Genomic DNA, 18,114 nt, shown 5'->3' with positions numbered 1-18,114 from the left:
CTTTAGGGGTTCACTTCAGAATAGTTTTTTTATATTTCATTAGCATTTGATATTGTTGGTGAAAGGGTCCAATTAAGTTCACCGACATATTGACCGGGATCTACTTTATCACTTGCTTCTAAAATAACGTTTTTAATTTTACTATTTTGTGAAATGTTTTTACTATTTTCATTTGTAGATATTTTTAAACCATCTAGTTTTAGTTTGAAGTCATTATTTTTATTTTCAATATTCCCATTATTGTCGAATTGACTAAATTTGCCTAATGATACGCTAACGTTGTATCCACTCTTATTAGATAATTGTCTATTATCTGATATGTTTATATTATTATCGTAATTAGCACTGTCTTCATTTATACTGAATTGTTCTAATGTTCTATCTTCGGATGTTACGTTATCAAAGCTTAATTTTGGAATTTTATTAAACTTTAAATATCCACCATCTTGCGTGTAATTTTTATTGCCTATATTAATATAGGCATATGAAGCCTTACTTTCTGCTTTAGCTTCATCTTTTTTTAAACCATCAACGCCAAATAAATCCATTATACATATAAACAAAATAAACATTACTTTTAAATTAATCATATAAAAACCTTTCGAATGATAACGATATCAATAGAATATGTTTATTATGCTATCATATCAAAATTATATTTACGATTATGTTTTAATTAGAGTATAAGTTTAATCCTTTGAAATTATTAAAATACAATGTTAAAACATAGTTGAAGGAGATGATATTATGGATTTTGATGATATCAAAAATAAAGCTAGCGAAACAGCTAGTGACTTAAAAGGTAAGGCTTCAGAAGCAGCTGGTAAAGCAAAGGGCAAAGCTTCTGAAATGACTGGCAAAGCAAAAGGTAAAATGTCTGAAATGTCAGGTAAATCTGACGAAGATAAGTAATATTAACAATAATAAAAAAGGTGCTTGTTTTTATAAAAATAAGCACCTTTTTTGATATAATTAGTATAATCTAATCGAGGTGATTAATATTCAAATTATTTATAATGGAAAAATAATAAATAATTTTAAGAAACGTTATTTTTATAAAACTGACTTACAATCTATTTGCAGAAAATATCAATTACCAACCTCAGGAACTAAAGCAGAATTAAATACATATATTATTCGATTAATTAATGGTGAGTCTGCAAAAAAACATTCAGCCATTGAGAAAGAATAATAATCATAAATCATTGAAAAATTATGAGATTAATTTGAATACTAGGTTGTATAATTCTGGATTTAAATTAAATAATGAAGCAAGAAAATTTTTTGCTGATTATTTTAAAGTAGATAAATTTCATTTTAATAAAGCAATGGCTGTAAAAATGCGTGAAGTCCAATCTAAAAAAGATAAAAATTCTACTATTAATGATTTAATTTCAGTTATGAACGACAATAAAATTATTGATAGAACAAATGAAGAAAGTACATATCAATGGAATAATTTTATAAAAGATTTTTATCAAGATTCTTCATACCATAATTTTATTAGTCCAATAAAAGTTGCTGCAATTTTATGGAAAAAGGTTCGTGATTCTGATCAACCGAAGCTATATAATCATAATTTAATTTATAAACATTTCTCATTAATAAAAAAATACCAAAAACAAACAGGATGCTAATTATTTAGCATCCTGTTTGTTTAATCTATTATTAAGTTCATCATAATGAGCTAACTTATACTCCAACATCTGTTGAGCATTTTTGTACCTTAAAACTTGATATTTAATCTCAGTTAGTTGATCAGAAATTAACTGTTTTCTTTGTTTATAAGTTTTTTCACCAGATTTATACAAAAACATATATTTTTGCAATTTTTCAATTGTCATACCAGCATTACGCATGCACGTGATGAATTCTAATTGTTCTAAATTATTTTTTGTATAGTTACGATACCCATTACGATCTTTTTTGATTTTTTCTAATAAACCAATGCGTTCCCAGTAATACAAAGTTTGTTTTGAAACATGATACTCTTTAGTAACTTGAGAAATTTTCATTAAATACTTTGACCAGTAGGGCGAACTAGAATTTCATTCATGTTAACATTAGCAGGTTGTTCCATCATAAAGATTGCTGAGTTAGCAACATCTTCAGCTGATAGTGCCATGTTTTTATCTTCTGACATTTTAACAATGGCATCTTTAATTTGTTGATTACCAATTGTTGAAACTAAGTTAGTATCAACTGCACCTGGAGATACAATTCCAGTCTTAATACCATTTCCATGTTCTTCTTGTCTTAAGCCTTCCATAATTGCACGAACCGCAAACTTAGTACTGTTGTATACAGCAGATCCAGGATAAACAACATGTCCAGCGACAGAATCAGTTGCCATAATTAATCCATAACCTTGTTGCTTCATGATAGGGGTAGTTGCTTTAATTCCGTTTAAGACACCAATTACGTTAGTATCAAACATTGCCTTCCATGATTCAGGTTCACTATCAACTAATTTATCTTGTGGCATAATTCCGGCATTGTTATAAATAATATCGATTTTACCGAACTTATCAACAGCAGTTTTAACCAAAGCTTTTACATCATCCAAGCTAGTAACATCTGTTTTTTGATAAATAACATTGTCAGGTTTTTCAGTGCTTTCAGCAATAGCTTTAAGCTTATCTTCATTTCTAGCACCGATTACTACCTTGGCACCCTTATCAATAGCTTTTTTAGTGGTTGCAGCTCCCATTCCAGAACTAGCACCAGTTATAACAATTACTTTATCCTTTAAAGTCATTATAAAACACTCCTTTAATTTATTAAGTTTGTTTATAATAAACCTTATACCTAACTATAGGTCAAATGATTAGTCTTCATTTCTTTGAATTAATTATTTTATCTATATAAAAAGTAATTGTGGATCCTAATATTGGAATGAAAAATAATATTAAGTAAACATTGCATACAGTTGTCAGAGCTATAGTAGCTGTAAAAATATTTATTAATTTCCAGGATATCTTTTTAAATAACAAAATGTCCTGTGCTATTAATAAAATTGTTACCAATAACATTCCCAAAATTAAAACGGTTGATGCTAGATTTTGTGTAAAACCTTCTGAAAATAAATATAAGCAGTTTACAAATACATTTAATATTAGGATGGGTAACACGATTGAACTTAGAACGATACTTATTATTTTAAATAATATTTTCATATATAATTCCTTTACTAAAAAAGTTTTATGTATTAAAAAAGGTCGACTAATAAGTCGATCTCTTTTAATTTAATTATTGATTTAATTTTTTAGCACCATGTGAGTAGAATAACCATGCCACAATGATGAAGAAGACTGGTCCAAATAAGGTCCAGAATGCCGTTTGAACATCATGATCCATTAATGGTTGAATCGTTGTAAACACAATAGCAAAAGCTAAAGTTATAATTGTAATTACTGTTGTAGCATTCGTGAATGTCTTATTTTGATAAAAAATAAAGTTATTTTTATTTTGTGTAATCTTCTTTTTAAATAATGGAAATGCAATGACTAAGAATAAATATGGGACTGCAGTAGTCATATTATTCATATCAGTTAAAATTGTATAGAAAGTTTGAGCTGATGATCCACCGAATGAAACCCCAGCGATGATAATGCAAATAACTAAGCATTGTACCCATAATGCATGGGCAGGGACATTAAAATTATTTAATTTAGTCATTGTCTTAGGCCATAATTTTTTTGGAGAACCTTCAATAAATGACTTAATAGGTGCGTAGGTTAAGAAGATGAACTCACCCAAGTAACTAATAAAACCAGTTAAACTAGTAAATCTTGCGACCCATTGTCCCATCATTAATGATTGACTAGTATTTAGATGCAAGAAGTTGTGACCAAATTCGACCCCTAAATTAGTTAAGAGGGCGAAACGAACATTTCCTAAGTTAATATCACTATGACCTAAATCACGAAGCCAGTTAGCACTGATACCACACATTAGAATCCCTAATAAATAACCAACAGTCATAACAACGGTAGCAATAATTACCGCACGTGGGAAAGTTTTTTTAGGATTTTTAGTATTATCAGTAATACTACCTAATGTTTCCATCCCGGCATATGCAAAAACTGCGTAAACTAAGAAGGAGAACATTGATACTGGTGATTGAAATGCAGGATTAGGTGAAGTTACCATATTGTGCATATTAATAGGTTCGGCAAATTGACCATGATTAGCCATTAAGACTAAAATTGATAAACCAACGAATATTACTAAATCAACAATTCCGATAATTCCACTTACATATGATAATCCCGCGATTGATTTCATTCCGCGAGATGCCAACCAAGTTACAAACATAATAACTAAAATTCCTAGCACACCAATTGTAGCGGTTGAATCTAAACCAAATAAGTGCCAACTACCAGTGGTATCTTTACCAGAAATCGTAACTGCTAATGGGATCCACATGTTAGTAACTAATGAAACTAACGTGATCACCCAACCAGCTAACCAGGTGAAACTACCGATAAATGCCCAACGTTTACCGATAGTTTGTTCCAACCAAGAATAGATACCACCATGGGCATCCTTAAAGGTAGAACCATATTCAGCAAACATTAAACTAGTGGGGATGAAAAATAAAACTGCCCCCAATATGTACCAAATAATACTTGAATAGCCCATTTGATAAAAGGCTGTTTGTGAATTGGAGATTCCGAAAATGGTTGAAAAGATAATTAATACTAATCCCATTGTGGAAATCTTCTTTTGACTTTGCATGTTTTCCATAAAAACAACTACTCCCTTCAATGAGGAAGATACTTTTAATTGATAAAATAAATAAATCTATTTATAATTCACAGGTATAAATGATTCTATGTAATAAATAAAGGGGACTATTCAAATGGAATAGCCCCCTTAAAGTTATTATTAACGTCTTATTTTATCGTTAGATTACCTTAAAAGCACCCCGTAAGCTTATATACTTACGACAGTTCTTAGCCTGTTCAACCAAGACCCAACAAGTTAATCATTTAAGTGATTAATCGTTTCGGCAATCATCCCGTTCCACTTACATCGACATACCTTAAAGTATTCCATAAGCTTACTATTGATAATTGCGCCTCTTCCTTAGATATATTTAGTTTATATTTATAATGCTACTATTTTTCTATGATAATGCAAGTAATTATCTTACTTTGTTGGATATTGATGTTCAATTTCATATACAAGTTCTGGATCGTCACCAGTTCTTTGTTCCTGATTTAAGCTGCTAATTTGTTTCATTTCATCGTCAGATAAATTAAAATCATAGATATTAGCATTTTGTTTAATTCGTTCAGGATTACTTGATTTAGGAATAATTGAAATTCCACGTTGAAGGTGCCATCTTAAAATTGTTTGTGCAGTTGATTTTCCATGCTTTTCAGCAATTGATTTAATTGTTGGATCCTGCAAAGTTGCACCGCGTCCCATTGGACTCCAAGCTTGGGTTAAAATATTGCGTTGCTTATTAGCTGCAACCATTGGTTCTTGTGTGAGATAGGGATGGTCTTCAATTTGGTTAACAACGGGCATTTCATCAGCAGCAGTTGATAGTAAGTCTAGATGAGTTTGATGATAATTACTTACCCCAATTGATTTGACTTTACCATCTGCCTTAGCCTTTTCAAAAGCACGCCATGTTGCAAAAAATTGTGAATGGATTGGCCAGTGAACTAATATTAAGTCGATATAATCAGTTTGTAATCTTGATAAAGATTCATCAATTGCATCTAAAGTTGATTGATATCCTTGTTTAGGTTCCGGAATTTTATCGGTAATAAATATTTCTTTTCGATTAATTTCTAGCTTTTTGATTGAATTACCTAGTAGTTCTTCATTATTATAGAACTGTGCAGTATCGAATAAACGATAACCACATTCAAAAGCAGTTTTAACTGCTTGGTCCATGGTTTCTTGATTGTCTAATTTGTAGGTACCAAAACCTTCCATTGGCATTTCATTACCATCGGCTAATTTAATAGTATCTTTAATTGAATTAATCATATAAATCCTCCTTGGATTTTAAGAATAATTTAATCATAAAACAGTAATATAAATTAAATCAAATAAAAAGATAAATGAGGTGAGCATTTGGCAGAACAAGTTAATAGTCAACAAGGATTAACAGAATCTAAGGCTAATGAATTATATCAAAAGGGTTTACATAATAGTAAGCGCAAAGATTTTACTTTAAGTGTTCCCCAAATTTTAAAAAATAATACTTTTACATTGTTTAATATTATTAACATCGTTTTGGCCCTAATGGTCTTATATACAGGCGATTATAAAAATTTGTTATTTTTAGTTGTGGCGATTGCCAATACAGTTATTGGAAGTATTCAAGAAATTCGTTCTAAACATCAATTGGATAAAATGGCAATTTTGTCTGAAAGTAAGGTTAGGGTCATTCGTGATGGTTCTATCAAAGAACTTGACGCTGATCAAATCGTGTTGGGAGATGTCATTTTATTAAGTCATGGTAATCAGGTGCCGATTGATGGCCAGGTTATGACCGCAACTGGTTTGCAAGTTGATGAATCGCAAATTACCGGTGAGACTAAGTCAATTGCTAAACAGGAAGGCGATGAGATCACTTCAGGTAGTTTTATTTTAAGTGGTAGTGCACGCATTCTAGCTACTAAAGTTGGTGACGATACTTTTGTCAATCGAATGGAATCTGAGGTTAATCAAACTGATAAACATTCTGATAGTAAGATGTTGCATACTATCAATAAAATTATCCAAATTCTTACCTTTATTATTGTTCCACTTGGGATTACTTTGTTAACTACGAAGCTCTTATCTGGTGATGATATGAATAAAGCTATTCTTGGAATGGTTGCTTCAATGATTGGGATGATTCCAGAAGGCCTAGTTCTATTATCTTCAGTTACTTTAGCTGTTTCTGCTATGAAATTGGCTAAGAAAAAAGTTTTAGTCAGAGATTTATCGGCTATCGAAACTTTAGCTCGTGTTGATACCATTTGTTTGGATAAAACTGGAACAATTACAACTGGTAAATTAAAATTTGAAGATGTTTTACCTATGAATGATGCAAGTGAAGATGAAATGAAAGCTGCCTTAGGTGGCATTGTCTATGCTAGTGATGATGATAATGAAACATCTTCGGCCATTAAAAAAGCAATTGATAATCCAAATTGGCCTTTAATTAAGGGAATTCCATTTTCTTCTGATAAAAAATGGAGTGGAGCACAATTTGAAAATGGTAATTATGTAATGGGGGCTCCTCAATTTGTACTTTCTAACATGGATGATGCAGTTCAACAAAAAATTGATAGTTACACTTCAAAGGGATATCGTGTTTTATCTTTAGTTAAAGTAAATGGTGAAGTTCAATCACCACTTGAGAATATAGTATTACTAGGTTTGATTTTAATTAGTGATGAAATTCGTAGTGATGCAGCTGATACTTTAGCTTATTTTAGAAGCCAAGATACTGATTTGAATATTATTTCAGGGGATGACCCTAAAACAGTAAGTAATATTGGTAGCCGAGTGGGGCTAGTTAATAGTGATAAATTATTAGATATGTCAAAAGTTTCTGATGACAGTGATTATCGTACATTGGTTAAAAAATATACCATTTTTGGTCGAGTTACACCTAAGCAAAAGAAACGCTTGATTCAAGCTTATCAATCCAATGGTCATACAGTAGCGATGACTGGTGATGGAGTCAACGATATGTTGGCGATGAAGCAAGCTAATTGTGGGGTTGCCATGGCTTCCGGAAGTGAAAGTACTAAAGGAATTGCTGACTTTGTATTGATTAACTCTAATTTTTCAGCAATGGTTAATGTCCTTGGAGAAGGTCGCCGTGTAATTAATAACATTAGTAGTGTTGCTTCTCTATATTTGATTAAGACAATGTTTTCCTTAGCTTTAACGGTGCTATTCTTATTCATTACTAGTTATAGTTATCCATTTCAGCCAATCCAGTTAACGCCAATTAATACCGTTATGGTAGGCTTACCTTCGTTCTTATTAGCGTTATCACCTAATTATCAACGAGTAACCAATCAGTTCTATCGCAAAATATATGATGTTGCATTACCAGCAGCGATTACAATTGTTGGTTATGTATTAGCAATCATGGTAATTGGTAGTTACTTTGACTTTAACTATATGCAACGAGCAACGCTAAGTATTCTTGTTACTGGAGTAATTTATTGGTTAGCGTTATTTATGGTTTCCAAACCATTCAATAAAATTAAGTTAACTATTATTATTCCAACAATTGTAATTTTTGCGATGATTTTTGTTTTCTTTAATCGGATTTTCTCATTAGTTTCAATTTTTGATTATCCTATTAATATGCATGCAATTATTATTGTTGCCACAGCCTTACCTGTCTTTTTCTTGGTTACTTCAATTGTAAAAAGAATTGTAAAAAAGGTCAGTCAAATGAGAAAGAAAAGACTAGGTTAAGTAGCTTTAAAAACTATCTATTATGGTATAATCATTAAAAAAGAGGTGGTTATATGAATAAGCAATATAATAGATGGCAAACTCAAATGAAGAGTATCAGTTTACCTAAATGGGCAGACTTACCTAAATTTGATTTATATATGGATCAATTAATCGCGGTCGTGAATGAAGCAATTGGTCCTTTGGGTATGGACACAGTTACTAAATCAATGGTTAATAACTATGTAAAACAAAAGGCAACTTTTGCCCCAGTAAAGAAAAAGTATCAAAATGTCCATGTTGCTGATATTATTATTATTAGTTTATTAAAACCAGTATTCTCTATTAAGGATATTCGACAAGGAATTGATGAAATTACTAAGACACAATTCCCAAAACAAGCATATGATGAATTTATTGAAATGTTAGTTCAAAAACTACACCATATAGCAGATTTAGGGCAAAAGCCCATTAGTGAAAGTGACAGTGATCATTTATTAAATGCGATTGCTGATACAATCATTAATCGTTTAATTGCAAATGAAATTTATTCAGATATGATGCATGCAAAGTGATGTGACTTATACACATCACTTTTTTATTAGGGAGGGTTATTATGCAAAAAATTGCTAATTTTGTTAAGAATGAATTAAAAGATGATCATACTGGGCATGACTTGGCCCATATTAATCGAGTGGTAGCTTTAACCAAAACGTTAATTTCAGAAAATCCCAAAGCCAATTCTAAAATAGCTATTACCGCAGCTTATTTACATGATGTGATTGATGATAAATTAGTTACGGATCCGAATGCTAAAACTAACCAAGTAATTGATAAGCTAGCTGAATTAAATTTTTCCAAAATAGAAATTCATAAAATTATTAATATTATTACGCATATGTCTTATAGCAAGAATCTATCAAATCATTATGAATTAGATATTAATGGCCAAATTGTTCAAGATGCTGATCGCCTAGATGCAATTGGAGCAATTGGCATTGCTCGTGCATTTTATTTTGGTGGCCATTTTGGGGATGTTATGTATGATGAATCACAACAGCCAAGAATTAATATGAATAAAGTAGAATATCGAAAACATACAACTGTAATTAACCATTTTTATGAAAAGTTATTTAAGTTGCCAGATTTAATGAATACAAAAACCGCAAGAAAACTTGCGGTTCAAAGAAAATTATATATGGAAAACTTTGTGAATGAATTTAAAAAAGAATGGCATTAATATTATTCTTGGCGAATATCAGCAAACTGGCCATGAACTAAGCTAATCATTTCTTCAGCATTTACTTCGACTGAACGACCCACTTTTCCAGATGAAACTAAGATATTTGCTTGTTTTTTAGCTTCTTGATCGATATAGACCGGATAATGAAATTTTTCATAAATACCAATTGGTGTATTTGCACCGTGAACATAGCCGGTAGTTTTAAGTAAATCCTTCAATGGAACCATATTTACTTTTTTATTTCCAGAAGCTTTAGCAAGCTTCTTTTCGTCTAAACGTTCATCCATTGGAACGACACCAACAACTGGCCCGGTACTTTTACCGTTTAACACTAAAGTTTTATAAACTAGATGTTTATCAACACCTTCTTCAATGTCCATTTGCTGAACATCACCAGCTTCATGAGTAGCGAATGTATATTGTTTATATGGAATTTTATTTTTATCTAGGATTTGTTCAACTAATGTCTTATGAATGCGATTCTTTTTATTCTTCTTGGACATTCAAATCACCTCTCAGGACATTTTAGCATATAGTAATATTAAATTGATAAATCTGTTATACTTATTTTAATAAATTTTGTTCGAGTTAGGAGTAAGAGATGGCTGATTTAGTTTATCGTAAAGTAATGCACGATTTAAAACAAAAAATTGTGAATAACAAATTTCCCAATAAACGTTTACCAGATGAACGTAGCCTAAGTGAAGATTATAGCGTAAGTCGTAGTTCAATTAAACGAGCATTAAAACTTTTAGCTGATGATGGAATTATTTTTAAAAAACGAGGTTCCGGTACTTTTATTAATCCATTATATATGAAGAATCAAACTATTTTTCATTATGAAGGTTCTAATTTAGGAATTACTGATAGTTTAAAAAGCAAAGGGCAGACACCTAAAATTAAATTGTTAGATTTTAAAGTTATCCCAGCTAATAAAGAAATTCAGCAGGATTTATTTTTATCGGAAGGTGACTTTGTATATAAAATTGAACGTTTACGTTTGTTTGAGGACAAACCATTTATGATTGAAACTGGTTATATTCCGATTAAAATTGCCCCTGAATTAACCAAAGAGATTGTTTCTGGTTCGATTTTTAATTATGTAGAAGATACAATTAACAAGCGTGTTACTAAATCTTTCTTATCAATTTTGGCCAGCCCTTCTGATGAAAAGGATCAAAAATTACTTAATTTAAAAGCTAATGAACCAGTTGGACTAATGGAAGGAATCTTTTTCTTAGATGATGGAACCCCATTTGAAGTTTCTAATATGCGTCTTCATTATCAATATTTAAGATATAATACGTTTGTAATGTTGAATGATAATTAATTATTAAAAAGTATGAGAATGATTGGACTATTATGAATAAATCGTTCATAATAATTACGATATTAATAGTGATTTATTACAATTATATTAATTGGACCGTATCAATTTATAAAAAGGTTGACTTTTTATAAAAAGCAGTTATTATATTCATTGTAATGAAATTTGTTGACGATTTTGTTGGCAGATTTCTATAGTAAACCATTATTAATTTCAATAGTTTTTTATTAAAAAGGAGTGTTAATTAATGGCACAAGATTTCGATTCCAAACAATATTTGGAAGAATTAGATAAATACTGGCGTACTGCTAATTACCTATCAGTAGGTCAACTATATCTAAAACATAACCCATTATTAAAGAATGAACTAACATCTGACGATGTAAAAGTTAAACCAATTGGACACTGGGGTACTATCGTATCTCAAAACTTCATTTATGCACATTTAAACCGTGCAATTAACAAGTATGACCTAAACATGTTCTACATTGAAGGTTCAGGTCATGGTGGCCAAGTTATGGTATCTAACTCATACATTGATGGTAGTTACTCAGACATTTACCCAAACATCTCACAAGATGAAAAAGGTATGGCTAAATTATTCAAACAATTCTCATTCCCTGGTGGAGTTGCATCACATGCTGCCCCTGAAACTCCAGGTTCAATTCACGAAGGTGGAGAATTAGGTTACTCACTATCACACGGTGTTGGTGCTATCCTAGATAACCCTGACGTAATTGCCGCTGTTGAAATTGGTGATGGTGAAGCCGAAACTGGTCCACTAGCTGCTAGTTGGTTCTCAGACAAATTCATCAACCCTGTTAAAGATGGTGCTGTATTGCCTATCATCAACATGAATGGTTTTAAAATTTCAAATCCAACTATCATGTCACGTATGTCAGATGAAGAATTAACTGACTACTTCAAGGGTATGGGTTGGAAACCTTACTTCGTTGAAAACGAAGAAGACTTTGATGATCACATGGCTTACCATGAAAAAATGGCTAAAGTTATGGATGAAGTTATTCCAGAAATTAAAGACATTCAAAAGAATGCTCGTGAAAACCAAACTGCTGAAACTGCCACTCTACCAGAATGGCCAATGATTGTTGTTAGAACACCAAAAGGTTGGACTGGTCCTAAGAAGGATCTTAATGGTGAACCAATTGAAAACTCATTCCGTGCTCACCAAATTCCACTACCTGTTTCATCTGACAACATGGAACATGCTGATTTACTTGTAAATTGGTTAAAATCATACAAGCCAGAAGAATTATTTAACGATGATGGTACTATTAAGGATGACATTAAGGCATTAGCACCTAAGGGTGACCGTCGTATGTCAGTAAATCCTATTACTAATGGTGGTATTGATCCTAAGCCTCTACGTCTACCAGACTACAAGAAGTTTGCTGTTGACGTTAAGACTCCAGGTGAAACAATTGCTGAAGATATGAGTGTATGGTCAAACTGGTTAGGTGCTGTTATGGATGAAAACCCTGACAACTTCCGTGCCTTTGGTCCTGATGAATCAATGTCAAACCGTCTATATGGTGTGTTCAATGAAACAAACCGTCAATGGATGGAAGACATTATGGAACCAAATGATCAATACGTTGCTCATTCTGGTCGTTTAATTGATTCACAATTATCAGAACATCAAACTGAAGGTTGGTTAGAAGGTTACGTTCTAACTGGTCGTCATGGTTTCTTTGCAACATACGAATCATTCGGTCGTGTAGTTGACTCAATGTTAACTCAACACTTCAAGTGGTTACGTAAAGCAGCTGATCAACCATGGAGAAAACATTACCCATCATTGAACTTTGTTGATACTTCAACTGTATTCCAACAAGATCACAATGGTTACACTCACCAAGATCCAGGTATGTTAACTCACTTATCAGAAAAGAAACCAGAATTCATTCGTGAATACTTACCAGCTGATGCTAACTCATTATTAGCTGTTGGTAACGTTGCATTCGCAAGTGAAGAAAAAATTAACTTAATCGTTACTTCAAAACACCCACGTCCACAATGGTTCTCAATTGAAGAAGCAACTAACCTTGTAAACAATGGTTTAGGTTACGTTGACTGGGCTTCAACTGACCAAGGTCAAGAACCAGACGTTGTTATCGCTTCAGCTGGTACCGAACCAACTTGGGAAAGTCTTGCTGCAATTTCATTATTACACGATGAATTCCCAGAAATGAAGATCAGATACATTAACGTTGTTGACTTCTTGAAGTTACGTTCACCTAAGGTTGACCCTCGTGGTTTAACTGATGAAGAATTTGATCGTCTATTTACTACTGACAAACCAGTTGTATTCGCATTCCACGGTTTCGAAGGTCTAGTTAAAGATGTATTCTTCGATCGTCACAACCATAACTTACATGTTCATGGTTACCGCGAAAACGGTGATATCACTACACCATTTGACATGCGTGTATTGAACCAATTAGATCGTTTCGACTTAGCTAAAGAAGTTGTAAATGATATTCCAGAATACTCTGTTAAGGGTGCTTCATTCGTACAACGTATGAATGACATGGTTGACAAGCACAATGCTTACATCCGTGAAGTTGGTACTGACTTACCAGAAGTAAATGCATGGCAATGGAAACCATTAAAGTAATTAATTCGCTTTAATTAACTTTTAAAACCTAAAAAGAGCCACATCTTAATTGATGTGGCTCTTTTGTTACATATTTTTAAAATAATCATTAACTGGTGATTCTAAAACCTTAGTAATCATATAGTAAGGGAATATTAATTTTAATTTCCATGAATGTAATAACATTTTTGGTGATATTGATTCCGGATTATATAATGGATCGCCTATGATAGGGTGGTTCATAGCTTTCATATGAACTCTAATTTGATGAGTGCGGCCAGTTTGTAATTGTACTTCGACTAGTGAACAATTATTACGTTCTTTTAATACTTCGTATCGGGTTAATGCTTTTTGTGAACTTGTGCCGTTAATTTTTCTTTTCCTTTTATCGTTTTGATCAAAACCAATTGGAAGATTGATATTATCACTTTTATTTTGAAAGATTCCTTCGACCCAAGTCAGGTAAGTTCGATGGATAATTTTATCTTTTATTAACCTTACTAAAATAGGAACTACTGCTGGATTTTTTCCAACAATAATTGCACCGGAAGTTTCTTGATCTAAACGATGAATCATGTATGCATGTTTATTTTCTTTATTAAGGTAGTTTTCACAAAAGTTTAATAAAGTACCACTTTCATTTGGTTGATTAGGATGAGTTTTAATTCCAGCCATTTTATTGACTACTAAGATGTCTTCATTTTCGAATAAAATATTAATAATTTTATGATTATCTGGTAATATATTTTGAACTGGTAAATGAAAATCACTTTCAATGAATACGATTCTTAATTGGTCGCCATCTTTTACTGTAAAGTTCATTGGAATGTATTTGTTATTTACTGTAACTCGATGATCTTTTCTTAATGAAAAAATTAAATGCTTGGGAATTAATAAATGTTTACTTAAATACTCTCTAAGGCTTAAATTTTTAATGTTCGTAGAGACTTTTAAATCATAACCCCATTTTTTCATGGATAGCCTTCTTTCTGAAAATGTTTTAGTAAAATTGAAAAAGTTGTGATAAGGTGTAAATAGTAAAATATACTGGAGGAAGATATGAGTAAAAGTAAAATTGCGCTAGTAAGTTTATGCTCATTAATTATATTTATTATATGTGATATTTTTATGAGTGGAAACAGTTCGGATTTAATTAAGACAATTATAATTGCGATCATCTTATATTTTGGATTTAACGTTTTAGGTTACCTAAATTGGAAGTTTGCCTATCACTTTTTAGGCTTTGTTATTGGTGTTTATACACTTAGCTTATTTGTTATTATTAATACCATGATTAAAGCTTCTGGAGTTCCAAGTTTGAACCGTTCAATCGCAATTATAATCGCAATTATCGGTGTAATTATTAATTTACTTTGGTATAGAGTAGCTTGGAAGCAAATAAAAATTGACTATGTAAGAATTGTAAAACGAAATATAAAGAAAAAATAGGTGTTAAAAATGAAAATGGATGTACAAGAGTTCATTGACCGTATTAATGATGAAAAATTTGAGGTTAATTCTCAAGAAATTAGTGCTGCTGAATTAGCGAAAAATCCAGAGACAGCATTTAAACCATTATTACAATTTATGGAAGAACAGATTAACTTAGGCCATTTAGCTTCTGCAATGTTACAAGTTAAAGGTGAAGAAACCAGCTTTTTCTTGCAGAATTGTATTGTAAATCTGCCATATCGTTATTCTAAGAATATTAGTAAAATGATGTCTGGTGATGGGAAATGTGAATTGAACATTTATATGTTTGTTGAATCAAAAGATGTTAACCGTTCAAGCTTGAGAATTGATGAACTTGCATCACAAGATGAATTTACTATCAATGATGTAATTGAACAAAAATTAAGTAAATGGACCAAAGAACAACTTAATTCAATTGATGAAAATAAAAAAGCTAGATTGGAAGCTGAAAAAGAGATCACTAAAGAATCTAAACCTAAAAAGAAAAAGACGACTAAAAAATAATTTTATGTTATAATTGTTGCTGCGATGAGTCGAGAAGGTCACGCAACTTGTTTTGTATTTACTCTTTAGTAATTAAGTGACGTTTTTGATGTGGGACACATTATGCTACCGTATTGTAGCGTGTTTGATAATCTTAGTGATGTGAACACTATCTATCCATTTATTTTATAAATGCCACAAAAAATAACCCTAACATTATTGTTAGGGTTATTTTTTTATGCTTATTTAACAAAATATAATTTATCATTAATTAAATCGAAACTCTTATGGTGCTGATTAATTTTATTTGCTACTTCTTTATTAACGAATTTAGCATTTTGCCAAAATTTCTTGGAGTTAGTGGCACCATCTTTTTCACCAATAACAATTAATTCGATATTTTCTTTACTTTCACGAATTCTGTGTAATAATTGCCAATCAATGTCTAGTCCATCAGGGGACCAACACATAATAATATATTTAATATCGTGATGATATTTGTCAAAAGCTGCATTGGCGTCTAATTTCTCAACATCAGTTACTAGGTGTTTGCCAGTTTCATTTTCCTTTTGCCAACTGAGACTATCTGTGCAAATTACATCAATGCCAGCTTCACGTAAATTTTTAGATATATATCCATTACCGGCCATCACTTCTAATACTTTACCGTGTAAATTTTTAGCGATTTCATTTACAAAGGGGGCTGAAATATATGCCCACATCCCATATTTATCTTCTAGATAGTCTCTAAATGAACGTAAGTCTTCATCTAGCTTTGGTAAATTATCGACGTATTTATTCCATAATTTATCACCTTCAGGGTCTCCGATTGGGTATTTATTGTTTATTGAATTAAAAATTTCATCTTGAATGTCATCAGGTAAAATTAATTCTGGTAAGTCTTGCGGTAACTGGTTAAGTTGTAATAGTCGATCTGCTTCTAAAATATTATTAATTAATAATTTAATGTCAGTAAAACTTTGGAAAATGTCATAATAATTTTTCATTCTTTCAATGTAACCTGTTTGTTTAGTAATTTTTTTATTTTTGCGAAGTTTTTTAATTAATTTCTTTTTGTTCATATAAACCACCTTTTAAAATTAATGTTATTAAATCTAACATAAAATGCTAAATAATAATATTTTTTCTGTACATATTTATATCTAATGTTATAATTTATTACATAAAGATTAAGGAAGCGATGTTAATGGGTTTATCTAGTACAGCCTTTGTATTTTTATCAAGTATTTTAGTGTTATTTATGACTCCTGGATTAGCATTTTTCTATGGAGGCTTAGTGTCTAAGAAAAACGTAGTTAATACTATGTTATCAGTATTTATTATTACAGGTCTAGCAATTTTATTATGGATAATATTTGGTTATAGTTTATCATTTTCTGGCAATATTGGTGGATTTGTTGGTGATTTATCAAATCCATTTATGCATGGAATTGATTTAACATCTTTAATGCCAAGCAAGATTCCTACTAGTATTTATGCAATCTTTGAAATGATGTTTGCAGTTATCACACCAGCTTTATTTGTCGGTTCAGTAGTAGGTAGAATTCGCTTTAAATTTTTATTAGTATTTATAGTTTTATGGTCAATTGTTTTATACTACCCAATGGTACATATGGTCTGGTCAGCTAATGGTATTTTAGCAAAATTAGGGACTTTAGATTTTGCTGGTGGAACGGTTGTACATATTAACGCTGGAGTTACGGCGTTTGTATTATCAATATTTTTAGGTAAACGTTTAAAAGAAAATCGTAATGCTAATCATTATAATTTACCATGGGTATTACTAGGAACAACCATTTTATGGATTGGTTGGTATGGATTTAATGCAGGTTCAGCATTAGCTGTTAATAATGTTGCAATGCAAGCAACTATGACAACGACTGTTGCAACAGCTACTTCAATGATTGTTTGGATGTTACTAGATATGCATTTTATAGGGAAACCCCAATTATCGGGTGTATGTACTGGTACGCTTTGTGGATTAGTTGGAATTACACCTGCTGCAGGTTTTGTTACAATTACTGGTGCATTCGTTATTGGAATTCTTGCTACTTTGGCAAGTTATTTCTTTGTTAACTATCTAAAGTCTAAAATTGGCGTTGATGATGTTTTAGATGCATTTGGTTGCCATGGTGTTAGCGGAATTGTTGGTAGTATTCTAACTGGATTTTTAGCTACTAAATCAGTTAACTCAGCTGTAACTACTAATGGTTTGTTCTATGGCGGTGGCTTTCATATGGTTGGTGTTCAATTGATTGCAACTATTGGAACCATTATTTTTGTTGTTATCGCTTGCTCAGTTATTATTTCTTTATTGAAATTAATAATGCCAATGCGGGTTACTAAACAAGAAGAAATGCGTGGATTAGATGAATCCGAACACGGTGAAAATGCTGATTACACCGTTTCATTGAATGATGAAACATTTAATAAAAAGAAAGATATTCAAGTTAATGCGAAAGAATTTAAAGGGCAATTTGCTCGCTTAAAGAATCCTAACTTACCAAAGGATTAATAAAA

At 31.4% G+C, this 18,114-nt stretch carries 19 protein-coding genes and 1 riboswitch; of the genes, 11 read left to right on the top strand and 8 right to left on the bottom strand.

What is annotated here, in order from left to right; all coding sequences use genetic code 11:
* Positions 1 to 29: 29 nt before the first annotated feature.
* Positions 30 to 590, bottom strand: a complete 561-nt coding sequence (locus tag MOO46_RS04795) for a hypothetical protein (protein ID WP_249510558.1) — start codon at positions 588 to 590, stop codon at positions 30 to 32.
* 157 nt (positions 591 to 747) lie between these two features.
* Between MOO46_RS04795 and MOO46_RS04790 the strand changes: the two genes are divergently transcribed.
* From MOO46_RS04790 to MOO46_RS04780, 3 genes are all read left to right on the top strand, one after another.
* Positions 748 to 912, top strand: coding sequence for a hypothetical protein (locus MOO46_RS04790; protein WP_249510557.1), 165 nt, complete (start codon positions 748 to 750; stop codon positions 910 to 912).
* A gap of 79 nt (positions 913 to 991) precedes the next feature.
* A complete protein-coding gene (locus MOO46_RS04785; RefSeq protein WP_249510556.1) occupies positions 992 to 1,192 on the top strand; it encodes an SAP domain-containing protein in 201 nt (66 codons plus the stop codon).
* On the top strand, positions 1,149 to 1,637 hold the full coding sequence (locus MOO46_RS04780) for a hypothetical protein (RefSeq protein ID WP_249511729.1): 489 nt from the start codon (positions 1,149 to 1,151) through the stop codon (positions 1,635 to 1,637). Before MOO46_RS04785 ends, MOO46_RS04780 begins: the two co-directional genes overlap by 44 nt.
* Here MOO46_RS04780 and MOO46_RS04775 read toward each other — a convergent pair whose 3' ends face one another.
* From MOO46_RS04775 to MOO46_RS04760, 4 genes are all read right to left on the bottom strand, one after another.
* Complete coding sequence (locus MOO46_RS04775) at positions 1,638 to 2,015, bottom strand: MerR family transcriptional regulator (protein ID WP_249510555.1); 378 nt, start codon at positions 2,013 to 2,015, stop codon at positions 1,638 to 1,640. It abuts the gene before it with no gap.
* Positions 2,015 to 2,758 (bottom strand): SDR family oxidoreductase, encoded by a 744-nt coding sequence (locus tag MOO46_RS04770; protein WP_249510554.1) that lies wholly within the window; start codon positions 2,756 to 2,758, stop codon positions 2,015 to 2,017. The genes MOO46_RS04775 and MOO46_RS04770 overlap by 1 nt, the downstream gene beginning before the upstream one ends.
* A 491-nt stretch (positions 2,759 to 3,249) precedes the next feature.
* Positions 3,250 to 4,749: a glutamate/gamma-aminobutyrate family transporter YjeM gene (gene yjeM / locus MOO46_RS04765; RefSeq protein WP_317619362.1), complete on the bottom strand. Its 1,500-nt coding sequence runs from the start codon at positions 4,747 to 4,749 to the stop codon at positions 3,250 to 3,252.
* Positions 4,750 to 4,915: 166 nt separating this feature from the next.
* Positions 4,916 to 5,097: riboswitch (Lysine riboswitch) on the bottom strand.
* A gap of 57 nt (positions 5,098 to 5,154) precedes the next feature.
* Complete coding sequence (locus MOO46_RS04760) at positions 5,155 to 6,009, bottom strand: aldo/keto reductase (RefSeq protein WP_249510553.1); 855 nt, start codon at positions 6,007 to 6,009, stop codon at positions 5,155 to 5,157.
* Between the two features lie 87 nt (positions 6,010 to 6,096).
* On the opposite strand from MOO46_RS04760, the gene MOO46_RS04755 reads away from it, so the two are divergent.
* From MOO46_RS04755 to MOO46_RS04745, 3 genes are read left to right on the top strand one after another with little or no spacing between them, the layout of a single operon-like run.
* Positions 6,097 to 8,451 carry an HAD-IC family P-type ATPase gene (locus MOO46_RS04755; RefSeq protein WP_249510552.1) on the top strand — a complete coding sequence of 785 codons (2,355 nt, stop codon included), beginning with the start codon at positions 6,097 to 6,099 and terminating at the stop codon, positions 8,449 to 8,451.
* Between the two features lie 53 nt (positions 8,452 to 8,504).
* On the top strand, positions 8,505 to 9,005 hold the full coding sequence (locus MOO46_RS04750) for a DUF1836 domain-containing protein (protein WP_249510551.1): 501 nt from the start codon (positions 8,505 to 8,507) through the stop codon (positions 9,003 to 9,005).
* 41 nt (positions 9,006 to 9,046) lie between these two features.
* The gene (locus MOO46_RS04745; RefSeq protein ID WP_249510550.1) at positions 9,047 to 9,670 is read left to right on the top strand and encodes an HD domain-containing protein; all 624 of its coding nucleotides are present in this window, start codon (positions 9,047 to 9,049) and stop codon (positions 9,668 to 9,670) included.
* A gap of 2 nt (positions 9,671 to 9,672) precedes the next feature.
* On the opposite strand, the gene ybaK is transcribed toward MOO46_RS04745, so the two are convergent.
* Positions 9,673 to 10,176, bottom strand: a complete 504-nt coding sequence (gene ybaK, locus MOO46_RS04740; protein ID WP_249510549.1) for a Cys-tRNA(Pro) deacylase — start codon at positions 10,174 to 10,176, stop codon at positions 9,673 to 9,675.
* A 98-nt stretch (positions 10,177 to 10,274) separates the two neighbouring features.
* On the opposite strand from ybaK, the gene MOO46_RS04735 reads away from it, so the two are divergent.
* Complete coding sequence (locus MOO46_RS04735; RefSeq protein ID WP_249510548.1) at positions 10,275 to 11,003, top strand: GntR family transcriptional regulator; 729 nt, start codon at positions 10,275 to 10,277, stop codon at positions 11,001 to 11,003.
* A gap of 244 nt (positions 11,004 to 11,247) precedes the next feature.
* The gene (locus tag MOO46_RS04730) at positions 11,248 to 13,638 is read left to right on the top strand and encodes a phosphoketolase family protein (RefSeq protein ID WP_249510547.1); all 2,391 of its coding nucleotides are present in this window, start codon (positions 11,248 to 11,250) and stop codon (positions 13,636 to 13,638) included.
* Positions 13,639 to 13,704: 66 nt separating this feature from the next.
* Here MOO46_RS04730 and MOO46_RS04725 read toward each other — a convergent pair whose 3' ends face one another.
* On the bottom strand, positions 13,705 to 14,592 hold the full coding sequence (locus tag MOO46_RS04725; RefSeq protein ID WP_249510546.1) for an RluA family pseudouridine synthase: 888 nt from the start codon (positions 14,590 to 14,592) through the stop codon (positions 13,705 to 13,707).
* Positions 14,593 to 14,676: 84 nt separating this feature from the next.
* Here MOO46_RS04725 and MOO46_RS04720 point away from each other — a divergent pair, with 84 nt between their 5' ends.
* Positions 14,677 to 15,066, top strand: a complete 390-nt coding sequence (locus MOO46_RS04720; RefSeq protein ID WP_249510545.1) for a hypothetical protein — start codon at positions 14,677 to 14,679, stop codon at positions 15,064 to 15,066.
* A gap of 9 nt (positions 15,067 to 15,075) precedes the next feature.
* Positions 15,076 to 15,594, top strand: a complete 519-nt coding sequence (locus MOO46_RS04715) for a hypothetical protein (protein WP_249510544.1) — start codon at positions 15,076 to 15,078, stop codon at positions 15,592 to 15,594.
* A gap of 221 nt (positions 15,595 to 15,815) precedes the next feature.
* On the opposite strand, the gene MOO46_RS04710 is transcribed toward MOO46_RS04715, so the two are convergent.
* Positions 15,816 to 16,655, bottom strand: coding sequence for an SAM-dependent methyltransferase (locus tag MOO46_RS04710; RefSeq protein WP_249510543.1), 840 nt, complete (start codon positions 16,653 to 16,655; stop codon positions 15,816 to 15,818).
* A gap of 125 nt (positions 16,656 to 16,780) precedes the next feature.
* Between MOO46_RS04710 and MOO46_RS04705 the strand changes: the two genes are divergently transcribed.
* Positions 16,781 to 18,109, top strand: a complete 1,329-nt coding sequence (locus tag MOO46_RS04705; RefSeq protein WP_249510542.1) for an ammonium transporter — start codon at positions 16,781 to 16,783, stop codon at positions 18,107 to 18,109.
* The last annotated feature ends 5 nt before the right edge of the window (positions 18,110 to 18,114 follow it).

Source organism: Apilactobacillus apisilvae (assembly GCF_023380225.1).
GTDB lineage: Bacteria > Bacillota > Bacilli > Lactobacillales > Lactobacillaceae > Apilactobacillus > Apilactobacillus apisilvae.
The sequence above is the reverse complement of the archived record's forward strand: the minus strand, read 5'-3'. Positions and strand labels throughout refer to the sequence as shown.